Genomic DNA, 20,207 nt, shown 5'->3' on the forward strand with positions numbered 1-20,207 from the left:
TCCGGCGCGGCCGGCAGCGGGCCCAGGTGGCGCAGCGTGCGCAGGATCAGCAGCGCCAGCCCCAGCAGCACCGCCGCGGCCACCGCCGCCACCACGTGCATCCCCGTCGTCGACGCCACGCGGGCCGCGTGCAGCAGCGCCTCCCCCACCGCCGGGGGCAGCGTCGACGCCGCCGAGGTCGCCGCCGTCACCGTGTCGCGGGCATCCGTCGCGGCCGACGGCGGGAGGGCGGGAGGCAGGTCGATCGTGGCGCGGTACACCGCCGTGCCCAGCGAGCCCAGCGCCGCGATGCCCAGGGCGTAGCCGAACTCCCCGGAGGTCTCGTTCAGCGACGCAGCCGCGCCCGCGCGTTCGACCGGGGCCGAGCCCACGATGATGTCGGTCGCCAGGGTGACCAGCGGGCCCATGCCCAGGTTGATCACGGCGAAGGCCAGCGCGACCCGCAGCGGGCTGCCGTCGGCCGGGGCCTGGGTGACCAGCAGGAGGCCCACCACCGAGACCAGGAGGCCGCCGCCGATCAGGCGACCGCGGTGGACGCGGCGGGCCACCAGCGGGGACAGCTGGAAGCTCAGCCCGGTCACGATCACCGCCGGCATCGTCCACAGGCCCGCGGCGGCCGGGGACAGGCCCTTGACCAGCTGCAGGTGCTGGGTGATGAAGACCATCATCGCGCCGGTCAGCAGGGTGCCGAGGAACATGCCGCCGACCGCGGTCCGGAACGGTACCGAGGCGAAGAGGCGCAGGTCCAGCAGCGGGAGCGGGAGGGTGCGCTGGCGGCGGACGAACACCACGCCGACGGCCAGGCCGGCCAGCAGGGCCAGCGCCGGGACCGGCGCGAGGCCGCGGGCGAGCTCCTTCAGGCCGTACACCGCGGGCAGGATCGCGGCCAGCGACAGCGCGACGCTGGGCAGGTCGAGCCGGCCGGCGCCCGGGTCGCGATGCTCCGGCAGCAGCAGCGGGCCGGCGACGAGCAGCAGCGCCATGGCCGGCACGCCGAGCAGGAACGCCGAGCCCCACCAGAAGTGCGCGAGCAGGAGGCCGCCGGCGAGCGGGCCGATGATCGCGCCGCCCATGAAGCACAGCATCCACACGCCGATGGCCAGGGCCCGCTGGCGCGGGTCCGGGAACATCGTGCTGATCAGAGCCAGGGTGGACGGGGCGAGGGTGGCGCCGGCGATGCCGAGGACGGCGCGGGCGGCGATGAGCATCTCCGGGCTGGTGCTGTACGCGGCCACGACCGAGGCGGCGCCGAACGCGGCGGCGCCGATGAGCAGCAGGCGGCGCCGGCCGATCCGGTCGCCGAGGGTACCCATCGTGATCATGAAGCCGGACAGCAGGAAGCCGTAGACGTCGAGGATCCACAGCTGCTCGGTGCTGCTGGCGTGCAGGTCGGCGCTCAGCCGCGGCATGGCGAGCAGCAGGACGAACACGTCGAGCGACACGAGCAGGGTGGGCAGGGCGAGCACCCCGAGACCGATCCAGTTCTTCTTCATGCCCCCTGGTCGGAGCCGCGCGTCCCGTCTCTACACGGTGCGGCCGCGGGCCACGTCGAGCCAGGAGGTGAAGCCGTGCCAGCTGGCGGCCGGGTCGTGCCACTGGTAGTACTCGGCGGCGGCCTCCCGCCCGAGCCGCAGCACCGCGAGCACCGAAACGATGATCACCCCGCAGAAGACCGTGGCCTGGATCCCGCTGTACCACAGGGGCAGCATCGTCTGCAGGTGCGCCTCCTGCGCCTCGCTGTCGGCGAGCAGGGCCGAGTCGGGGCTGAAGACCACGCCCAGCAGCAGCGCGTCGGCGACCAGCAGCAACGCGACGCCGACGACCAGCCGGGTGTGCGGCGAGCGGCGCGGCACCGCGGTGGCCACCCCGGCCAGCATGAGGCTCAGCCCGGCGAACAGCACCAGCACCCCGGCCAGGCGGTCCTCGACCTCGCGGAGCTGCAGGTTCTCGTCGAGGGTCCACGGGGCGCCGGCCGCGTACCGCGCGTCGAAGCGCACCAGCAGCCAGGCGGCCACGGTGGCCTGGGCCGCGGTGAGGGACATCGCCGAGATCACCAGCCAGAACGCCACGCGTACCGGGTGCATGCGCCGAGCGTAATGCGGGTCAGGAGCCGACAGGCCCCGACCAGATCAGTAGGTCGCATAAGGCAGGATGGGTGGTGACCGTTTGTCACGAATCCGCCGAGGAGTCAAGCGCATGGCGCTCAGCAAGCCCGAAGTGACCCTTCCCGACGGCCCGCCGCCGGCCGACCTGGTCGTCGAGGACATCACCGTCGGCGACGGCCCGGAGGCCCGCCCCGGCCAGCAGGTGAGCGTGCACTACGTGGGGGTGTCGCTGTCGAACGGCAAGGAGTTCGACGCGTCGTGGAACCGCGGGGGCACGTTCGAGTTCGGCCTCGGCCGAGGCCAGGTCATCGCCGGCTGGGACCGGGGTGTGGCCGGCATGAAGGTCGGCGGCCGCCGCAAGCTCGTCATCCCGCCGCACCTGGGCTACGGCGACCGCGGCGCGGGCGGCGCGATCAAGCCGGGTGAGACGCTCGTCTTCGTCGTCGACCTGCTCGGCACGAACTGATTCGACCGATATTCCCGGTGGGGGCGCTCACATGCCCCCACCGGGAATGTGGAAATTCACAGGCGGCGTTCAGCCTTCGTGCGACATCCGGATGCGATGCTGGACCATCGGCGGGTGGCCGATGGGCGGGCATACGAAGGGGTGTGCGAATGGCGATGCAGTCGGCGGCTCCGCGAGCGAAGCGAATCCTGATGGTCGGCGCACCCGGTGCGGGCAAGGGCACCCAGGCGGACCTCATCGCCAAACAGTTCGGCATCACCCATATCTCGAGCGGCGACCTGCTGCGCCGCCACATCGCGGACGGCACGACCATCGGCAGGACCGTCGAGACGTACGTCAACAAGGGTGAGCTGGTCCCCGACGCGATCATCATGGACATGCTCCGCAAGCCGGTCCTCAAGGCGAGCGAGACCGGCGGCTACGTCCTCGACGGCTTCCCGCGCACGGTCGAGCAGGCCGAGGCGGCGTATCGCACCGCCGGCTCCCTGGGCGTCGGCGTGCAGATCGCGGTGCACCTCGACGTGCCCGAGGACGAGCTGATCCGCCGGATGCTGGCCCGGGCCCGCGGCGCCGACGACACGGAGGACGTGATCCGGCACCGCATCAAGGTGTACGACGAGAAGACCCGTCCCCTCCTCGACTATTACGCGCAGCGCGAGCTGCTCATCCAGGTCAACGGCGCCCGCCCGGTCGCCGAGGTGACCTGGTCGATCGTGGTGCAGCTGCAGCGCGCCTTCAAGCGCCCCGCCGCGCCGGCCCCCCGCGACCGCGCGGTCGCCTGAGCACCCTCCGACACGGCCCGGCGCAGCAAACGCCGGGCCGTTCGCGTGCGCACCCGGCCGGGCGCCCGCACCCGTCCCAGCCGTCGATCTTGCACTTGTGGTGCCTGACAAACCCGGACATCGTGGGAGTGTCGAGGCACCACAAGTGCAAGATCGACGCGACGACGGGGCGCGCCGGCGAGGGGCGCGGGGCTACGCGGACAGGGCGGCTGAGACGACCGAGCGGGCCTCCTCCTGGATTCTCGCCAGGTGGTCCGGGCCCTTGAAGGACTCCGCGTAGACCTTGTAGACGTCCTCCGTGCCCGACGGGCGCGCCGCGAACCAGCCCGACGCCGTGACCACCTTCAGCCCGCCGATCGCCGCGCCGTTGCCCGGGGCCGAGGTGAGCTTCGCGGTGATCTCCTCCCCCGCCAGGGTCGTCGCCGACACCTGGGACGGCGACAGCTTGCCCAGCACCGCCTTCTCCTCCCGGGTCGCGGCGACGTCGATCCGCGCGTAGGCCGGAGCGCCGTGCCGGGCCGTCAGGCCGGCGTAGTGCTCCGACGGCGAGCGGCCCGTGGTCGCGATGATCTCCGAGGCGAGCAGGCAGAGCAGGATGCCGTCCTTGTCGGTCGTCCACACCGACCCGTCGCGGCGCAGGAACGACGCGCCCGCGCTCTCCTCGCCGCCGAAGCCGAACGAGCCGTCGAGCAGGCCCGGCACGAACCACTTGAAGCCGACCGGCACCTCGACCAGTTGCCGGCCCAGGTCGGACGCCACCCGGTCGATCATCGAGGACGAGACCAGGGTCTTGCCGATCGCGGCCCGAGCGGGCCAGCCGTCGCGGCGGCTGTACAGGTACTCGATCGCGACGGCCAGGAAGTGGTTGGGGTTCATCAGCCCGGCGTCGGGGGTGACGATGCCGTGGCGGTCGGCGTCGGCGTCGTTGCCGGTGGCGACCTGGAAGTCGGCCCGGCGGCCGATGAGCGAGGCCATCGCGTTCGGCGACGAGCAGTCCATCCGGATCTTGCCGTCCCAGTCGAGCGTCATGAACCCGAACGTCGGGTCGACCACGGGGTTGACCACGGTGAGGTCGAGCTTGTGCCGGTCGGCGATCTCCGCCCAGTATGCGACGCTCGCGCCGCCGAGCGGGTCGGCGCCGATGCGCACGCCGGCGGCGCGGATCGCGTCGACGTCGATCACGGACGGCAGGTCGCCGACGTACGCGCCCAGGAAGTCGAACCGCTCGGTCGTGTCCGCCGCCAGGGCCTTGGCGAGCGGGATCCGCCGGACGCCGCGCAGGCCGTCGGCGAGCAGCGCGTTGGCCCGGTCCTGGATCCACTTCGTCACGTCGGTGTCGGCCGGGCCGCCGTGCGGCGGGTTGTACTTGAAGCCGCCGTCCTCCGGCGGGTTGTGTGACGGGGTGACGACGACGCCGTCCGCGCCCCGGTCGCGGTGGGTGAGGATCGCGTGCGAGACGGCGGGCGTGGGCGTGTACCCGTCCCGGCTGTCGATCAGGACCGTCACCCCGTTGGCGGCGAACACCTCGAGGGCGCTGGCGGTCGCCGGCTCCGACAGCGCGTGGGTGTCCTTGCCGACGAAGAGGGGTCCGCGGTACCCCTGGCGTTCGCGGTACTCGCAGATCGCCTGGCTGACGGCGACGATGTGGTCCTCGTTGAACGACCGGCGCAGGCTCGATCCGCGGTGGCCGGACGTGCCGAAGGCGACCTGCTGGGCCGGGTCGGACGGGTCGGGGTGCTCGGCGAAGTAGCTGGTGACGAGCCGCGGCACGTCGACGAGGTCGGCGCGCTGCGCGGGCTGTCCCGCGCGGGGATGGACGGACATACCGCTTACGTTGCCATGCCCGGCACCGCCCGGCGACAGGACGGGTACATCGGTCCGGCCCCGGGCTCTCCGGGCCGCCGTAGCACTGCCATGATCGGGGCATGACCGGTCCGGAGCGCAGCGGAGGGGCCGGTCATCATGGGCACAGCCTGAAGGTCAGGCCGCCGGAGCGAAGCGGAGGACACATGACCTGGATCGCTCCTCCCCCGCCGCCGTTCGGCGGTTCGCTCGTCGCCGACGAGCGGACCCTGCTCGAAGGGTTCCTCGACTGGCAGCGCGCCGTGCTCGTCGGCAAGTGCACCGGCCTCACCGGCGCGGAGCTGGCGCAGCGCTCCACGCCGCCGTCGACGCTGTCGCTGCTCGGGCTGCTGCGGCACGTCACCGACGTCGAGCTGGAGTGGTTCCACCAGCGGTTCCGCGGCGAGACGGTCGCGTTCCACTACCGCCGCGCCGACGCCAAGGACGCGGCGTTCGACGAGCTGGACCCGGCCGCCGCCGAGCAGGACCACGCCCGGCTGCTCGCCCAGTGGGAGGACTCGCGGGCGGTGGCCGCGACGGCCGCCCTCGACGACGCCTTCGAGGACGTGCTGCGCGGGCCGATGTCGCTGCGGGCGATGTACCTGCACCTCATCCAGGAGTACGCGCGGCACAACGGCCATGCCGACCTGCTGCGTCAGCGCATCGACGGCGAGACCGGCTGAGCCGGCGCCGGCGAGATCGGCGCGCCGTCCGGCCCGGCCACGAGGGCCCGCTGCGGCGGGATGACCATCGAACCGGCGCGGTGCCGGCCCGGGCGGCGCCGGCGCAGCAGCTCCAGCGCGGGCAGCTCGACCCAGTGGTAGACGCCCATGGCGGCGATGAGGCTGAACGAGAACACCGAGGCGGTCGCGAGCGCCGCCGCGGCCGGGCCGACCGGTTGCGGCAGCAGGCCGAACCGCTCGAACGCCACGAAGACCAGGTAGTGCACGAGGTAGAAGCCGAAGGACAGCTGCCCGAGGTACACCATGAGCGGGCGCGACCACAGCGAACGCTCACCCCGCAGGTCGGCCCGCGCGGCCGCGGCGATGACGAAGGCCACCGGGATCAGCGTCAGGGCCTGCTGGTTGGCCGGGTAGGGCAGGAACAGGTTCCCGGCGTAGGCGGGCAGCAGCAGCGCGAACGACCAGCCCAGGCCCGGGCCGCGCCAGGTGCCGCGGCGCACCAGCAGCGCGATCACGATGCCGAGCGTGAACTCGGCCATCCGCACCGGGGGCAGCAGGTAGGCCACGAAGAGCGCGGTGTCGTGGCCGAACGGGATCAGGTCGACGGCGACCGCGGCGACGAACTCGACCATGAGCACGGCCACGCCCCACAGCGCGGGCGTGCGCAGCCGGCGCAGCAGCGGCAGCAGCAGCGGGAAGCAGAGGTAGAAGAACGCCTCGACCGACAGCGACCAGCTGACCGGGTTGAGCGCGCCGTACACGTCGGCACGTGGCAGCCAGCTGTGGGTCAGCGTGAGATGGGTCGCCAGCTGCAGCGGGCCGGCCATGCCCACGATGGCCACCGCGGCGAGCGTGGTGACGAGCGTGGCCGGGTAGATCTTGGTGATGCGCCGCCACCAGAACGCGCCGGCGCCCTCGCCGGGCCGCGTCGACCAGGTCAGCACGAACCCGGACAGGACGAAGAAGAACGACACGCCGAGCGCGCCGCCGTTGACGAGTACGGCCCACAGCACCGAACGGAGCTGCTGTGGCGCCTGCAGGTGCGGATCGAAGTACCGCTCCAGCAGGTGCTGGCCGAATACGACCACGGCGGCCGCCCAGCGCAACCCGGTGAGCGCCGGAAGCCGGCTGTTGCGGTCCACCCTCGTTGTCTAGCGAACCCAGCCGGACGCCGCACGTCCGGGCGCGGGTTTTCACCTGCGATGTGAAACCGGCCGTGGCCGGCGGCTCACCGCCGGCCACAGCGAACTCACCTGCGGACTCGTCCGGTCGCCGTGCCGGGCAGGCGCAGCATCACCAGCCCGAGCGCGAACATGATGACCCCGACCACGATGTTGTTCGCGATGGAACCACCGGTGGCGTAGGCGCCGGCGATGACCCATGGCGCGATGAACGTCCACACCCCGAGCACCACCGGAACAAACGCGAGGCCGTGGGTGCGGCCGTACGCGGTGGCGAACGCGAGAGCCAGGAAAGCTACAGCGATCCCGCAGATGAGGTTGTTCACCGCGAGATTGGGCTGCGTGCCGTGGAAGCCGACCACCCAGGGTGAGATGGCCAGGTAGACCCCGGTGAGCAGCAACAGCCCCTCGGCGATGTACCCCGTGGGCATCGATGACGCCCGGTCGTACCGCTCGCGCAGTTCGACGATGTCCGGGTGCCCTTCGAGGTCAGTGACGGGTCGGACCATGACGACCCCCCTTTCCTTCCGGATTACGGGCATCTAACCGGATTTTTTCGGAACTAACCCGATTTTGGCTACTGCTTGGAGGGCGCGACGGCGGCGCTGCAGACGCCGGCCGCCGCACCCGAGGTTCGCGTGGGAGCCGCGAGAACGGGTCGGCATCACCTCCAGGGGTCGACGGGTGCGGTGACCATAGCCATCGACGAGCCTTCTTGTCCCGGGAGCGCTCCCATGCCAGAATCGTCGCCACCTCGCGTCTGGGAGCCGACGAGGCACTGGCAGCAATGGCCTTGCGTACCAAGCCATTGACACTGCCGCACGCCCCACACCCGGTTCGAAACTTTCACGAGGAGCTGTATTCCGTGAGCACCCCCACGAGACGCCGATGGCGTGGCCTCGCCGCCGGCATCCTGGTCGCCGGAGCGCTGGTCGCACTCCCGGCCGGCACCGCCCACGCGGCGACCGGCTGCCAGGTGACCTACACCGTGCGCAGCCAGTGGCAGAACGGCTTCACCGGCGACCTGGTCGTCAAGAACCTGGGCGACGCGCTGTCGAGCTGGAACGTCACCTGGACGTTCGCCGGTAACCAGCAGCTGCAGCAGAGCTGGAACGGCGACTTCACCCAGAGTGGCAATCAGGTCACGATTCGCAACGCGCCCTGGAACGGCAGCCTGCCGTCGGGCGGCACGGTCAACCCCGGCTTCAACGCCGGGTACAGCGGCACCAACGTGTCGCCGACCGCGTTCGCCCTCAACGGCGTCGCGTGCACCGGGCCGAACACCTCGCCGACGGTGAGCATCACCGCGCCGGCGGCGAACACCCGCTACACGGCCCCGGCGTCGATCCCGATCACCGCCACCGCCAGCGACCCGGACGCGGGCGACTCGATCGCCAAGGTCGAGTTCTACCACGACGGCCTGCTGCTGGGCACCGACACGAGCTCCCCGTACACCTACACGTGGACGGGCGTGCCGGCCCAGTCGGCGGCCTACAGCCTCCAGGCGAAGGCCTACGACAGCAAGGGCGCGGTCACCACGTCCACCGCCGTGCCGGTGTTCGTGGACGCCCCGACCGGCCCGGCGATCCTCGCCACGCCCTCGCCGCTGACCGTCCCCGAGGGCGGCTCGACGCCGCTGTCGGTGAAGCTCAACCAGGCGCCGACCTCGAACGTGACGGTGGCCGTCGCCCGCACCGGCGACACCGACATCACGGTCTCGCCCACGTCGCTGACGTTCACCACCGCCAACTGGAACACCGCGCAGACGGTCACCGTCTCCGCCGCCCAGGACGCGGACAGCGTCAACGGCGCCGCGACGATCAACCTCACGGCGTCCGGCTGGACGTCGGCCTCGGTGCCGGCCAACGAGTCTGACGACGACGTGGCCGGCGGCACCTACGTGCAGCGGTTCCTGGAGCAGTACCAGAAGCTGCACAGCTCCGGCTACTTCTCGCCGGAGGGCGTGCCGTACCACGCGATCGAGACCCTCGTCGTCGAGGCGCCCGACCACGGGCACGAGACGACGTCGGAGGCGTTCAGCTACTGGATCTGGCTGGAGGCCAACTACGGCCGGGTGAAGCAGGACTGGGCCCCGTTCAACAAGGCCTGGGAAACGATGGAGAAGTACATCATCCCGACCCACGCCAACCAGACCACCGGTGGCTACAACCCGAACGACCCGGCCGACTACGCGCCGGAGGCCGACCAGCCGAGCCTGTACCCGTCGCAGGGCGGCAAGCTGGACCCGAACGTGAAGGTCGGCGTCGACCCGCTGTACAACGAGCTCGTCTCGACGTACGGCAACGCCGACATCTACGGCATGCACTGGCTCGAGGACGTGGACAACGTCTACGGCTTCAGCTCGTGCACCCCGGTGGCCGGCTCGAAGGTGTCGTACATCAACACCTACCAGCGCGGCCCGCAGGAGTCGGTGTGGGAGACCGTCGCCCACCCGTCCTGCGAGAACTTCACGTACGGCCAGTCGGGCGCCGGCTACCTGCCGCTGTTCATCTCCGGCACGCCGGCGAAGCAGTGGCGCTACACCAACGCCCCGGACGCCGACGCCCGCGCGGTGCAGGCGGCCTACTGGGCGCTGCAGTGGGCGACCGAGCAGGGCAAGGCGGCCGACGTGACGGCGACCGTCGCCAAGGCCGCCAAGATGGGTGACTACCTGCGCTACGGGATGTACGACAAGTACTTCAAGAAGCCGGGTTGCACCTCGACCTCCTGCGCGGCCGGCACCGGCAAGGACTCCGCGGCGTACCTGATGAGCTGGTACTACGCGTGGGGCGGCGACATGGGCGGCCAGTGGGCCTTCCGCATCGGCTCCAGCCACAACCACCAGGGCTACCAGAACCCGCTCGCGGCCTGGGCCCTGGCCAACGTGTCGGCGCTCGCGCCGCGTTCGCCGTCGGCGAAGGCGGACTGGCAGACCAGCCTGGGCCGGCAGCTCGAGTTCTACCAGTGGCTGCAGTCGTCGGAGGGCGCCTTCGCGGGCGGCGCGACGAACAGCTGGGGCGGCAACTACTCGGCCCCGCCGGCCGGGACGCCGACCTTCTACGGCATGTTCTACGACTACCAGCCGGTGTACCACGACCCGGCGTCGAACCAGTGGTTCGGCTTCCAGGCGTGGTCGGTCGAGCGGGTCGCGGAGTACTACTACGCGACCGGCGACGCCAAGGCCAAGGCGATGCTGGACAAGTGGGTCTCGTGGGCGATCGCGAACACCACGTTCACGGCGAACGGCGACTTCAAGATCCCCGACACCCTGTCGTGGACCGGCGCGCCGAACACCTGGAACCCGTCCAGCCCGCAGGCCAACACCAACCTGCACGTGTCGGTCGTGAGCTCCGGCACCGACGTGGGCGTGGCCGCCGCGTACGCGCGGCTGCTGACCTTCTACGGCGCCAAGGCCAACAACGCGGCGGCCAAGACGACGGCGAAGAAGCTCCTCGACGGCATCTGGCTGCACACCGACTCGAAGGGCGTCGGCATCCCGGAGACCCGGGCCGACTACAACCGCTTCGACGACGTGTGGTCCTCGAGCAACCAGCAGGGCCTCTTCATCCCGTCGGGCTACAGCGGCACCATGCCCAACGGCGACGTGATCGCCCCCGGCAAGTCGTTCCTGGACATCCGTTCCTTCTACAAGAGCGACCCGGCCTGGCCGGCGGTTCAGGCGTACCTGAACGGCACCGGCCCGGCCCCGACGTTCACGTTCCACCGCTTCTGGGCCCAGTCCGACATCGCCATGGCGATGGCCGACTACGGCCTCCTGATCGGCTCGTGAACTAGCTGATCCGCACCACCGCCGCCCCGGTTCCGGCCGGGGCGGCGGCCGCGACCGGGCGGGCCCGGCCGGCCAGGTCGGGCCGGCCGAGTTCCACGGCGGCGCGCCCGGCGGCGAGCGCCCGGTCGTGGTCGGCCGCGCGCGGCCGCCGCAGGGCGGTAGCGTGTGACGTCGTGACCAGGGATGAGCTGCTCGCGCACTGTCTGGCCAAGCCCGGGGCCTGGGAGGACCAGCCGTGGGAAGGGGACGTCGTCGTCAAGGTCGGCGCGAAGATCTTCGCGTTCGTCGGGGGTCCCGAGTCCACCGCCGTCGGGGTCAAGTGTGCGCCGAGCCGGGAGGCGGCCGACGAGTGGCTGCACCGCTACCCCGACGACGCGGCCGTGACGCCCTACATCGGGCGGTCCGGGTGGAACACGCTGCGGTACGGCGGTGCGATCCCCGACGACGAGATCGCCGAGGCGGTCGACGAGTCGTATCGGTGGGTCGTCTCGAAGCTGCCGAAAAGGGATCGCCCGGCGTAGTCGCCACGCTACCGTGCGGTGGCTGTGCGTGGCCCGGGTATGACGTGGCAGGAGGACGCCGAGGACCTCGCACAGGCCGAGGACCGGGCGGTGGTCGAGCCGCCGCCGTGCACCAATCCGGCCGGGAGCCCGCGCCGAAGCACTGACATGGCTGACACGATCGCCGGGCGGTACCGGCTCTCGCGCGTGATCGGTTCCGGCGGCATGAGCCGCGTGTGGGCGGCGACGGACGAGCTGCTCGACCGCCCGGTGGCCGTGAAGGAGATCCTGCCGGTGCCGGGCCTGCCCGAGGACCTGTGGACCCGGACCCTGCAGGAGGCGAGGGCGGCGGCCCGGCTGGCCCACCCGAACGTGGTGCGCGTCTACGACGTCCTGTTCGGCGACGGGCGGCCGTGGATCATCATGGAGTACCTCACGTGCCGCTCCCTGGAGGCCGCCGTCCGCGCACGGGGCCCGCTGCCCCCGCCCGAGGCGGCCCGGATGGCCCTGTCCGTCCTGGACGGCCTCGCGGCGGCGCACCGCGCGGGCGTCCTGCACCGCGACGTGAAGCCGGCCAACGTCCTGCTCACCGACGACGGCCGGGTGCTGCTGGGCGACTTCGGCATCGCGGTCTTCGACGCGCTGCCGCTCTCGGCGGGCCCGCTGGTGGCGTCGCCGGCGTATGTGGCCCCGGAACGGTTCCGCGACGGCCTGTCCACGGCCCACGGCGACCTGTGGTCGTTCGGCGCGATGCTGTACTACGCCGTCGAGGGACGCCCACCGTTCTCCCGCCCGACGACGACATCGGTGCTGGGCGCCCTGACGTCGTCGCCGGTCGACCCCGTGCGGCTGGCGGGCCCGCTGGAGCCGGTGATCGAGGGCCTGCTGCGCCGGGACCCAGGCGAGCGCTTGACGGCCACCCGCACCCGGTTGCTGCTCACCTCGGTGCTGTCCGCCGACGCGGCACCGTCGCCGGCCGCGTCGCCGTCGCTTCCGCCTCCTGCCGCCGTTGCGGAGCCGGCCTCCGGGGCGGCGTCGTTCGTCGGCCGGCCGGCCCTGGTCCGCGGCCGCTCGCCACTGCGCCGCCTCCGCACGTGGATCGGCCGCCCCGGCTTCCCGGCCGACCGCCCCGCCGGCTCGCCGGCCCAGCGCCCGGACCGCGCACCGGACGCCCGGACCGCCACCACACGGGCGCGCGGGCTGCTCGCCGCTGGCGCCGCCGCGCTGCTGGGCGGGGCCGCGGCGGCGGTCCTGCTGTCGCTGCCGTCCTCGTCCTCGACCTCCTCCTCGACCGGGGCCCCCGCGGGCTGCGCGGACCCCGCCTCGGCCCCGTCGCTGCCGGCCACCGGGGCGACCCCGATCGTCGGCGGGCCGGAGCCCGACGGCTCCGTCCTGCACACCGACCCGCAGGGGTTCCGGGTGGCGCTGCCGGCTGACTGGCTGCGCAGCACCGACGCGGCCTCGGTCTGCTTCGTCGCTCCCTCCGGCGCCGTCCGCCTCACCGTCACGGCCGCCCCGGCCGACGGCGGTCGCGAGTTCAGCTACGACGCGGCGGGCCGGCGCTGGCACACCGAGCAGGTGCGGTCGGCGACGGGGCACCTCCTCTCGTGGACGGCGGGCGAGGCCGACTTCCCGGCCAGCCGGTCCCGCTTCGACACGATCGCCGGCACCTTCGCCGCGCTGTGAGGACGGCACGATGCCCGGCGCGCGGACCGGCCGCCGCGGGACTCACCTACATCCCCACTGTCAGGGCATGCGGTGGGAGCCCGTGGCGCCGTCCGCCAGCTCCCGCAGGATGTCCATGTGGCCGGCGTGGCGGGCGGTCTCCTCGACCATGTGCACGAGGACCCAGCGTAAGTTGACCTCGACCCCGCGCCAGGAGCGGCCGAGCTGCTCCAGGGGCAGCTCCTCGATGGTCGCGTCGGCGGCGGCGCAGGTCCGGGCGTAATACGCGAGGATGTCCTCCGTGCGCTCGCCCGGGGCGGCGCGCATGTCGGCGTCCGGGTCGGCCTCGTCGAACGGCAGCGTCTCGCCCGGGCGGCCGAACGCGTCGCAGAACCACAGCGACTCCACCGACGCCAGGTGCTTCACCAGGCCGATGAGGTTGGTGCCCGAGGGGGTCATCGGGCGGCGCAGCGTCTCGTCGGCGACGCCCTCCACCTTCCAGCGGACCGCGTCGCGGTGCCGGCGCAGGCTGTCGTGCAGAACGTCCTTCTCGTTGCCGGTCAACGGCTCCACCCTCACCACGCCCAGCACCCTACGCCCCGGGTACGACAGAACCCGGGGCGTCGAGCGAGGTGCGTCAGGCCGGGGCGGCCGCCCGGGCGGCCTCGGGGGTGTCGGCCGCCAGCGCCGCCTTGGCGATCGTGCGGCACTCGTCCAGCGTGTGCGCCGCCAGCGCCTCGCGCACCGCCGGGATGCTTCTCGGGGCCATGGACAGGCTGCTGATGCCGAGCCCGGCCAGTACCAGTGCGAAGGCCGGATCCGCCGCGGACTCGCCGCACACCCCGACCGGCTTGCCAGCCTCCGCGCCCGCCGACGCGCACGCGGCGATGAGCGCGATCAGTGCCGGTTGCCAGTGGTCGAGGAGCTCGGCCAGGTCGCCGCACATGCGGTCGGCGGCGAAGGTGTACTGGCTGAGGTCGTTCGTCCCCAGGCTGAGGAAGTCCACGCCGCGCAGGATCGACGGCGCGCGCAGCGCCGCGGCCGGGACCTCGATCATCACGCCCGCCGTCGGCAGGCCGGCGGAGCGGCACGCGGCGGCGAACGACGACGCCTCCGCGGCCGTGGCCACCATCGGGGCCATGACCCACACCTCGGCCGACGCCGCCGCGGCCGCGGTGGCGATCGCGGTCAGCTGGGTCGTGAGCACGTCCGGGTTGCGGCGGGCGACCCGCAGGCCGCGCACGCCCAGGGCCGGGTTGGGCTCGCCGGCCATCCGCAGGAACGGCAGCGGCTTGTCGGCGCCCGCGTCCAGCGTCCGGACCACAACCTTGCGGCCGGGCAGCGCGGCGAACACGTCCCGATAGGCCGCGACCTGCTCGTCGAGCGACGGCGGGTCGGTGCGGTCGAGGTACAGCAGCTCGGTCCGGAACAGGCCCACGCCCTCGACGCCGGCCGTCAGGTCCCGGGCCGAGCCGATGTTGGCCAGCAGCGCCACCGGGTGCCCGTCGGCGGTCCGGCCGGGGCCGGTGGAGGCGGCGGCGCGGGCACGCCGGGCCTGCTCCCCCGCATTGACGGCGGTCGCATCGGAGGCAGAAACGTCAACCGATACCAGGCCGGAGGCGCCGTCGAGGGAGACGAGCGTGCCGTCCGGGACCGACAGGATGCCGGCGCAGCGGACCACCGCCGGGATGCCCAGCGTCCGGGCCAGGATGGCGGTGTGGCTGGTCGGGCCGCCCTCCGCCGTCAGCAGGCCCAGCACCTGCGCCGGGTCCAGCCCGGCGGTGTCGGCCGGGGCCAGGTCGCGCGCGATGAGCACGTACGGGTGGCCGGGGTCGGGCAGGCCCGGCATCGGCAGGCCCAGGCAGGCGGCGACCAGCCGGTCGCGCAGGTCGTCGAGGTCGCTGACCCGCTCGGCGAGGTACCCGCCGGCGGCCTCGAACGCCGCCCGGTGCACGGCGAGGGCCTCGGCGACGGCGTGCGGGGCGTCCGCGCCGCCGTCGATGAGGTCGGTGACCGCCTCCAGCAGGGTCTCGTCCTCGACCATGAGGACCTGCGCCCGCAGTACCTCGGCCGCCACCTCGTCGCGAGCGGCGTCCGCGCGGCGGTTCAGGTCGCCGGAGACCGAGGCGACCGCCGACACGAACGCCGATCGTTCGAGCGAAGCCCCGCGAAACGCGGGAGCAGGCAGCGCCGGCGGCGGGGCCAGCCGGTGGACCGGCCCCGCCGCGGCGCCCGGACTGACGCCGATCCCCTTCACGTCCGACATCATTCCGCGTCCAGGTCCCGGGCGAGCAGCGACGCCAGGTCGTCCAGCGCCGCCTGCGCGCCGTCGCCGTCGGCCGCCTCGATGGTGACCTCGGTGCCCTGCTTGGCGCCGAGCGAGAGCACGCCGAGGATGCTCTTGGCCGGCACCGGCTTCTTGTCGCCGGTGCGGATGGTGACCGCGACCGGCTGCTTCGCCGCCGCCTCGACGAACAGCTTCGCTGGGCGGGCGTGCAGCCCGCTGGCGGATCCGACGGCGACTGTCCTGGTCGGCAACGTGACCTCCCTACGGTTCGATGGTCACCTTGATCGCTTCCCCGCGGGCCACGATGCCGAAGGCGTCGAGGGCGCGGTCGAGCGGCAGGCGGTGGGTGATGAGGTCGGCGACGGGGACCGAGCCGTCGGCGATGAGCCGCAGCGCCTCCTTGTTGTGCTGCGGGCTGGAGCCGTTGGCGCCGACGATCGTGAGCTCGCGGTAGTGCACGAGGTTGGAGTCGAGCGCGATGACCGGGTTGTCCTTCGGCAGGCCGCCGAAGAAGCTGATCCGGCCCTGCCGGGCGGTCATCTGCACGGCCTGCTCCTGGGCGGCGCCCGCGGCCGCGGCGGTGATGACCACGTCGGCGCCGCGGCCCTCGGTCAGCTTGAGGACGGCGTCGACGACGTCCGTCTCGCCGCCGCAGACGGCGGCGTCGGGGCGGACCAGGCCGGCGGCCAGGTCGAGCCGCTCGCGGTTGAGGTCGACCAGGAACACGCGGGCGGCGCCGCGGGCCCGGGCCAGCCGCACGTGCAGGCAGCCGATCGGGCCGGAGCCCATGACCACCACGTCGTCGCCGGCGCCGACCCCGGCGAGCTCCTGGCCGTTGAGCACGCAGGCGAGCGGCTCGGCGACCGAGGCCTCGGCGAAGCTGAGCCCGTCGGGGATGCGGTTGAGGCCGTCGACGGCGAGCACGTTCGGGGGCACGATCATGTACTCCGCGAAGCCGCCGTCGAAGTGGTAGCCCATCGACACCTGGTTGGGGCAGACCGTCATCCGGCCGCGCCGGCACTCGCCGCAGGTGCCGCACGGGATGGCCGCGATGACCTGCACCCGGTCGCCCGGCTGCCAGCCGGTGACGTCGTCGCCGACCGCCACGACCTCGCCCGCGATCTCGTGTCCCATCACGCGCGGCGGCACGATGTGGTGGTGCCCGAAGCGGAAGATCTTCACGTCGGTACCGCACGTCGAGCACGCCCGGACGCGGATCTTCACGTCGCCGGCGCCCGGCGCGGGCTCCGGCGCGTCCTCGATGCGGACGTCGCCGGGAGCGTGGAATCGCACGACTTTCACTGTGTGTCCTCTGTCAGAATCTCGATGACTTCGTCGACCGACGTGGACGAGCGCAGCCGGGCGGCCGCGTCGGGGTCCATGAGGACGGTCGCGAGCTGCGCCAGGATGTCGACGTGCCCGTCGCCGGCCGCCGCGATGGCGACGCAGACGCGCACGTCGTTGCCGTCCCAGTCGACGCCGTCGGGGAAGGACAGCACCGCGAGGGCGTCGCGCTTCACCGACTCCTTGCTGTTCAGCGTGCCGTGCGGGATCGCGACGCCCTCCCCGATGTACGTGGAGATGCTCTGCTCACGGGCAAGCATCGCGTCCACGTACACCGGGTCGACCGCGCCGATCTCGACCAGCACGTCCCCGCACCGGCGGATCGCGTCGTCCCGCGATCCGGCCCGCTCGCCGAGCCGGACCGCGTCGCGGCCGAGCAGGTCAGCCACTCAGCTCACCACCACGCTGCACGGCGTTGACGACCTTGGTGACGGCCGGATCGCCGATGAACACCTGGATCGGCACGATGACCTTGTCGGGGGCACTCACCCGGGCGCGGGCGGCCAGGCCCTTGTGGCAGATCACCACGTCGGCGTCGGCCGGGATCTGGTTGACCGGGGTGTGCTCGACGACCACCGCGTTCTTGGACAGCTGCCGCTTGAGCGTGCTGGCGAGCATCACGCTGCTGCCCATGCCGGCGTCGCACGCGACGACGACTTTCTTGATCTCGGCGCCGTTGATGGTGGGCATGGCGGGTCACGCCTCCTGTCGGGTCAGCTTTGCGTTGATGTTGGCCTGCTCGTCGGGGTTCACGACGGTCTGCTCGTCCGGCCCGATCGCGTCGTCCTCGGCCGGCTCGCCGCGGCCGAAGCCCAGCAGCAGCGACGCGACCGCGAAGGTGACCGCGGCGGCGATGACGATGCCGAGGATCACGCCGAAGTAGCCGCCCTTGGGGGTGACCGCCATGTAGGCGAAGATGCTGCCCGGCGACGGGGTGGCGACCAGGCCGGCGCCGGTGACCATGAAGGTGCCGACGCCCGCGGCGCCACCGGCGATCATGGCGAGGATCAGCTTCGGCTTCATCAGCACGTACGGGAAGTAGATCTCGTGGATGCCGCCGAGGAACTGCACGATGATCGCGGCCGGGACGCTGGGGCGCAGCGAGCGCGGGCCGAAGAGGAAGAACGCGAGCAGCAGGCCGAGGCCGGGCCCGGGGTTCGACTCGATCATGAACAGGATGGACTTGCCCTTGTCGGCGGCCTCGGCGACGCCGAGCGGGCCGAACACGCCGTGGTTGATGGCGTTGTTCAGGAACAGTACCTTGGCCGGCTCGACGACGACCGAGGTCAGCGGCAGCAGGTCGTGGCCGACGAGCCAGTCGGCGCCCTTGCCGGCCTGCTTGGTGAGCCACTCGACGATCGGGCCGATGCCGTACATGCCGCCGATCGCCATCGCGCCGCCGATGATGCCGGCGCTGAAGTTGTCGACGAGCATCTCGAAGCCGGGGCGGATGCGGTTCTCGACCAGGCCGTCCCACAGCTTGAGCACGTAGGCGGTGAGCGGGCCGATGAGCATCGCGCCGAGGAACATCGGCACGTCGGCACCGACGACGATGCCCATGGTCGCGACCGCGCCGACCACCGCACCGCGCTGGCCGTGCACGAGGCGGCCGCCGGTGTAGCCGATGAGGACGGGCAGCAGCACCGAGATCATCGGGCCGACGAGCTCGGCGATCTTCGCGTTGGGCAGCCAGCCGGTGGGGATGAACAGGGCCGTGATGAGGCCCCACGCGATGAACGCGCCGATGTTCGGCATGACCATCGCGGCGAGGTGGCCGCCGACGCGTTGCACGGAGGCCCGGAATCCGGTTCCGGTCACCTCTGGGGTGTAGGTCGACACGGGTGTCTCCTTCAGGAAGAAGGTCCGGAGCTGAGCAGGGGGCGGAGCTCGTCCGGGTGGGGGTGGATGGTGACGTTGTGGCGGATCAGGTCGGCGGGGCCGGGCATCCGGCTGCCGGGCAGGCTCACCGCGGCGGCGCCCCAGGCCAGGCCCTCGGCGAGGGCGGCCGCACCCCGGGCGCCCGCGGCGAGGAACCCGGCGAGGAGCGCGTCGCCGGCGCCGACCGTGCTGCGGGGCCGGGCCACCGGGCAGCTGCCGGTGACGACGCCGTCGGCGTCGACCAGCACCGCGCCGTCGGCGCCGAGGCTGGCCACGACGGTGCCGGCGCCCCAGGACCGCAGTCGCTGGGCGGCGGCGACCACGTCGCCGAGGTCGGCCAGCGGGGCGCCGACCACCTCCGCCAGCTCGTCGCGGTTGGGCTTGAGCAGCGTCGCCCCGGCCTGGGCGGCCGCTCGCAGCCCGGGGCCGCTGGTGTCGACGGCGACCCGCAGGCCGGCGTCCCGCAGGCGCCGGCACAGCTGGGCGTAGGCGTCGGCCGGCAGCCCGGGCGGGACGCTGCCGCACAGCACGACCCAGTCCGCGCTGCCGGCCCGGGCGAGCACCTGCCCGGTCACCGCGTCGAACTCGGCGCCGGCCATGGCCGGGCCGGGCTCGTTGACCTTGGTGACCGTCCCGTCCGGCTCGGCGAGCGTGATGTTCGACCGGGTCCGGCCCGCGATCGGCACGGCGAGGACCTCCACGCCCTCGGCCTTGAGCAGCCGGACGAGCTGGTTGCCCTCGTCGCCGCCGCAGGGCAGCACGGCCACCGACGGCACGCCGTTGGCCAGCAGGGCGCGGGACACGTTGACGCCCTTGCCACCCGGGTCGAGGTGGGCCGTGGTGGCCCGGATGACCTCGCCGCGGGTCAGCGCGCCGATCTCGACCGCGCGGTCGAGGCTCGGGTTGAGTGTGACGGTGACGATCATGCCCGGACGACCCGCACGCCGGCCGTCTCCAGGTCGCCGACCAGGTCGGCGTCGGCACGGCTGTCGGTGACGAACAGGTCCAGGTCGGCGAGGTCGCCGAACCGGGCCAGGTAGTCGTTGCCGAGCTTGGTGTGGTCGGCGACCAGGACGGTGCGGCGCGCGGCGCGGATCATCGCCCGCTTGACCGCCGCCTCGGCCGGGTCGGGCGTGGTCAGCCCGCGCTCGACCGAGATGCCGTTGGTGCCGAGGAACGCCACGTCGACGTAGAGGTCGGCCAGGGGCCGCAGCGACCAGTCGTCGACGGTGGCCAGGGTCTTGCCCCGCACCCGCCCGCCCAGGAGCAGGACGTTGAGGTTGGCGCGGGTGCCGAGGGTGGTGGCGATGACCGGGGAGTTGACCACGACGGTCAGCTCCCGGTCGGACGGCAGGAGCTGGGCCAGCCGGGCGGTGGTCGTGCCGGCGTCGAGGATGATCGCGCCTTCCTCCGGCACCTCGCTCAACGCCAGCTTGGCGATGCGCTCCTTCTCCTCGATGAGCACCGCGTCGCGGGCCGCGAGGGCGGGCTCGAACCCGATCCGCTCGACCGGGATCGCCCCGCCGTGCACGCGGCGCAGCACGCCGGCCCGCTCCAGCATGGTCAGGTCGCGGCGGATCGTCTCCGTCGTGACGTTGAGCTCGTCCGCCAGGCCCGCCACCTCGACCCGGCCCTGGGACCGGGCGATGCGGAGGATCTCCTGCTGCCGCTCTTCGGCGTACAT

Annotated in this window: 20 protein-coding genes; 6 read left to right on the top strand and 14 right to left on the bottom strand. The window is 72.7% G+C overall.

Annotated features, from left to right (window positions below; translation table 11 throughout):
- Both IEZ31_RS42980 and IEZ31_RS42985 read right to left on the bottom strand, forming a co-directional pair.
- Positions 1 to 1,493: MFS transporter (locus IEZ31_RS42980; RefSeq protein WP_190255904.1), on the bottom strand; the 1,493-nt coding region annotated here is incomplete at its 3' end.
- A gap of 30 nt (positions 1,494 to 1,523) precedes the next feature.
- Positions 1,524 to 2,084, bottom strand: a complete 561-nt coding sequence (locus IEZ31_RS42985) for a hypothetical protein (protein ID WP_190255905.1) — start codon at positions 2,082 to 2,084, stop codon at positions 1,524 to 1,526.
- 112 nt (positions 2,085 to 2,196) lie between these two features.
- On the opposite strand from IEZ31_RS42985, the gene IEZ31_RS42990 reads away from it, so the two are divergent.
- Positions 2,197 to 2,571 (top strand): FKBP-type peptidyl-prolyl cis-trans isomerase, encoded by a 375-nt coding sequence (locus IEZ31_RS42990; RefSeq protein WP_190255906.1) that lies wholly within the window; start codon positions 2,197 to 2,199, stop codon positions 2,569 to 2,571.
- Between the two features lie 149 nt (positions 2,572 to 2,720).
- On the top strand, positions 2,721 to 3,353 hold the full coding sequence (locus IEZ31_RS42995; RefSeq protein WP_229836645.1) for an adenylate kinase: 633 nt from the start codon (positions 2,721 to 2,723) through the stop codon (positions 3,351 to 3,353).
- A 192-nt stretch (positions 3,354 to 3,545) separates the two neighbouring features.
- On the opposite strand, the gene pgm is transcribed toward IEZ31_RS42995, so the two are convergent.
- Complete coding sequence (gene pgm, locus IEZ31_RS43000; RefSeq protein ID WP_190255907.1) at positions 3,546 to 5,177, bottom strand: phosphoglucomutase (alpha-D-glucose-1,6-bisphosphate-dependent); 1,632 nt, start codon at positions 5,175 to 5,177, stop codon at positions 3,546 to 3,548.
- A gap of 185 nt (positions 5,178 to 5,362) precedes the next feature.
- On the opposite strand from pgm, the gene IEZ31_RS43005 reads away from it, so the two are divergent.
- Complete coding sequence (locus IEZ31_RS43005) at positions 5,363 to 5,878, top strand: DinB family protein (protein WP_190255908.1); 516 nt, start codon at positions 5,363 to 5,365, stop codon at positions 5,876 to 5,878.
- Here IEZ31_RS43005 and IEZ31_RS43010 read toward each other — a convergent pair.
- Both IEZ31_RS43010 and IEZ31_RS43015 read right to left on the bottom strand, forming a co-directional pair.
- Positions 5,851 to 7,020, bottom strand: a complete 1,170-nt coding sequence (locus IEZ31_RS43010; protein WP_190255909.1) for an acyltransferase family protein — start codon at positions 7,018 to 7,020, stop codon at positions 5,851 to 5,853. The genes IEZ31_RS43005 and IEZ31_RS43010 overlap by 28 nt on opposite strands.
- Positions 7,021 to 7,127: 107 nt before the next feature.
- The gene (locus tag IEZ31_RS43015) at positions 7,128 to 7,568 is read right to left on the bottom strand and encodes an SPW repeat protein (RefSeq protein WP_190255910.1); all 441 of its coding nucleotides are present in this window, start codon (positions 7,566 to 7,568) and stop codon (positions 7,128 to 7,130) included.
- 356 nt (positions 7,569 to 7,924) lie between these two features.
- Here IEZ31_RS43015 and IEZ31_RS43020 point away from each other — a divergent pair, with 356 nt between their 5' ends.
- From IEZ31_RS43020 to IEZ31_RS43030, 3 genes are all read left to right on the top strand, one after another.
- The gene (locus IEZ31_RS43020; RefSeq protein WP_229836647.1) at positions 7,925 to 10,849 is read left to right on the top strand and encodes a glycoside hydrolase family 48 protein; all 2,925 of its coding nucleotides are present in this window, start codon (positions 7,925 to 7,927) and stop codon (positions 10,847 to 10,849) included.
- Positions 10,850 to 11,022: 173 nt separating this feature from the next.
- Positions 11,023 to 11,370: an MmcQ/YjbR family DNA-binding protein gene (locus IEZ31_RS43025; protein ID WP_190255912.1), complete on the top strand. Its 348-nt coding sequence runs from the start codon at positions 11,023 to 11,025 to the stop codon at positions 11,368 to 11,370.
- 39 nt (positions 11,371 to 11,409) lie between these two features.
- A complete protein-coding gene (locus tag IEZ31_RS43030; protein ID WP_190255913.1) occupies positions 11,410 to 13,035 on the top strand; it encodes a serine/threonine-protein kinase in 1,626 nt (541 codons plus the stop codon).
- Positions 13,036 to 13,095: 60 nt separating this feature from the next.
- Here the strand turns inward: IEZ31_RS43030 and IEZ31_RS43035 are convergent, their stop codons facing one another.
- Genes IEZ31_RS43035 through IEZ31_RS43070 form a run of 9 tightly spaced genes read right to left on the bottom strand, consistent with a single transcriptional unit; the run spans position 13,096 to position 20,207 of the window.
- Positions 13,096 to 13,596 carry a DinB family protein gene (locus IEZ31_RS43035; RefSeq protein WP_229836649.1) on the bottom strand — a complete coding sequence of 167 codons (501 nt, stop codon included), beginning with the start codon at positions 13,594 to 13,596 and terminating at the stop codon, positions 13,096 to 13,098.
- A 55-nt stretch (positions 13,597 to 13,651) separates the two neighbouring features.
- Positions 13,652 to 15,283 carry a phosphoenolpyruvate--protein phosphotransferase gene (ptsP, locus tag IEZ31_RS43040; RefSeq protein WP_190255914.1) on the bottom strand — a complete coding sequence of 544 codons (1,632 nt, stop codon included), beginning with the start codon at positions 15,281 to 15,283 and terminating at the stop codon, positions 13,652 to 13,654.
- On the bottom strand, positions 15,280 to 15,552 hold the full coding sequence (locus tag IEZ31_RS43045) for an HPr family phosphocarrier protein (protein WP_190255915.1): 273 nt from the start codon (positions 15,550 to 15,552) through the stop codon (positions 15,280 to 15,282). Before IEZ31_RS43045 ends, ptsP begins: the two co-directional genes overlap by 4 nt.
- Positions 15,553 to 15,562: 10 nt before the next feature.
- Complete coding sequence (locus IEZ31_RS43050) at positions 15,563 to 16,603, bottom strand: zinc-dependent dehydrogenase (protein ID WP_190255916.1); 1,041 nt, start codon at positions 16,601 to 16,603, stop codon at positions 15,563 to 15,565.
- Positions 16,600 to 17,034 carry a PTS mannitol transporter subunit IIA gene (locus IEZ31_RS43055; protein WP_190255917.1) on the bottom strand — a complete coding sequence of 145 codons (435 nt, stop codon included), beginning with the start codon at positions 17,032 to 17,034 and terminating at the stop codon, positions 16,600 to 16,602. The genes IEZ31_RS43050 and IEZ31_RS43055 overlap by 4 nt, the downstream gene beginning before the upstream one ends.
- A complete protein-coding gene (locus tag IEZ31_RS57325) occupies positions 17,027 to 17,335 on the bottom strand; it encodes a PTS sugar transporter subunit IIBC family protein (RefSeq protein ID WP_229836651.1) in 309 nt (102 codons plus the stop codon). Before IEZ31_RS57325 ends, IEZ31_RS43055 begins: the two co-directional genes overlap by 8 nt.
- Before the next feature lie 6 nt (positions 17,336 to 17,341).
- Positions 17,342 to 18,484, bottom strand: a complete 1,143-nt coding sequence (mtlA, locus tag IEZ31_RS43060; protein WP_229836654.1) for a mannitol-specific PTS transporter subunit IIC — start codon at positions 18,482 to 18,484, stop codon at positions 17,342 to 17,344.
- Positions 18,485 to 18,495: 11 nt separating this feature from the next.
- The gene (gene pfkB, locus IEZ31_RS43065) at positions 18,496 to 19,449 is read right to left on the bottom strand and encodes a 1-phosphofructokinase (protein ID WP_190255918.1); all 954 of its coding nucleotides are present in this window, start codon (positions 19,447 to 19,449) and stop codon (positions 18,496 to 18,498) included.
- Positions 19,446 to 20,207, bottom strand: coding sequence for a DeoR/GlpR family DNA-binding transcription regulator (locus IEZ31_RS43070; RefSeq protein WP_190255919.1), 762 nt, complete (start codon positions 20,205 to 20,207; stop codon positions 19,446 to 19,448). Before IEZ31_RS43070 ends, pfkB begins: the two co-directional genes overlap by 4 nt.

The sequence above is a fragment of the Dactylosporangium sucinum genome (assembly GCF_014647515.1).
Lineage (GTDB): Bacteria > Actinomycetota > Actinomycetes > Mycobacteriales > Micromonosporaceae > Dactylosporangium > Dactylosporangium sucinum.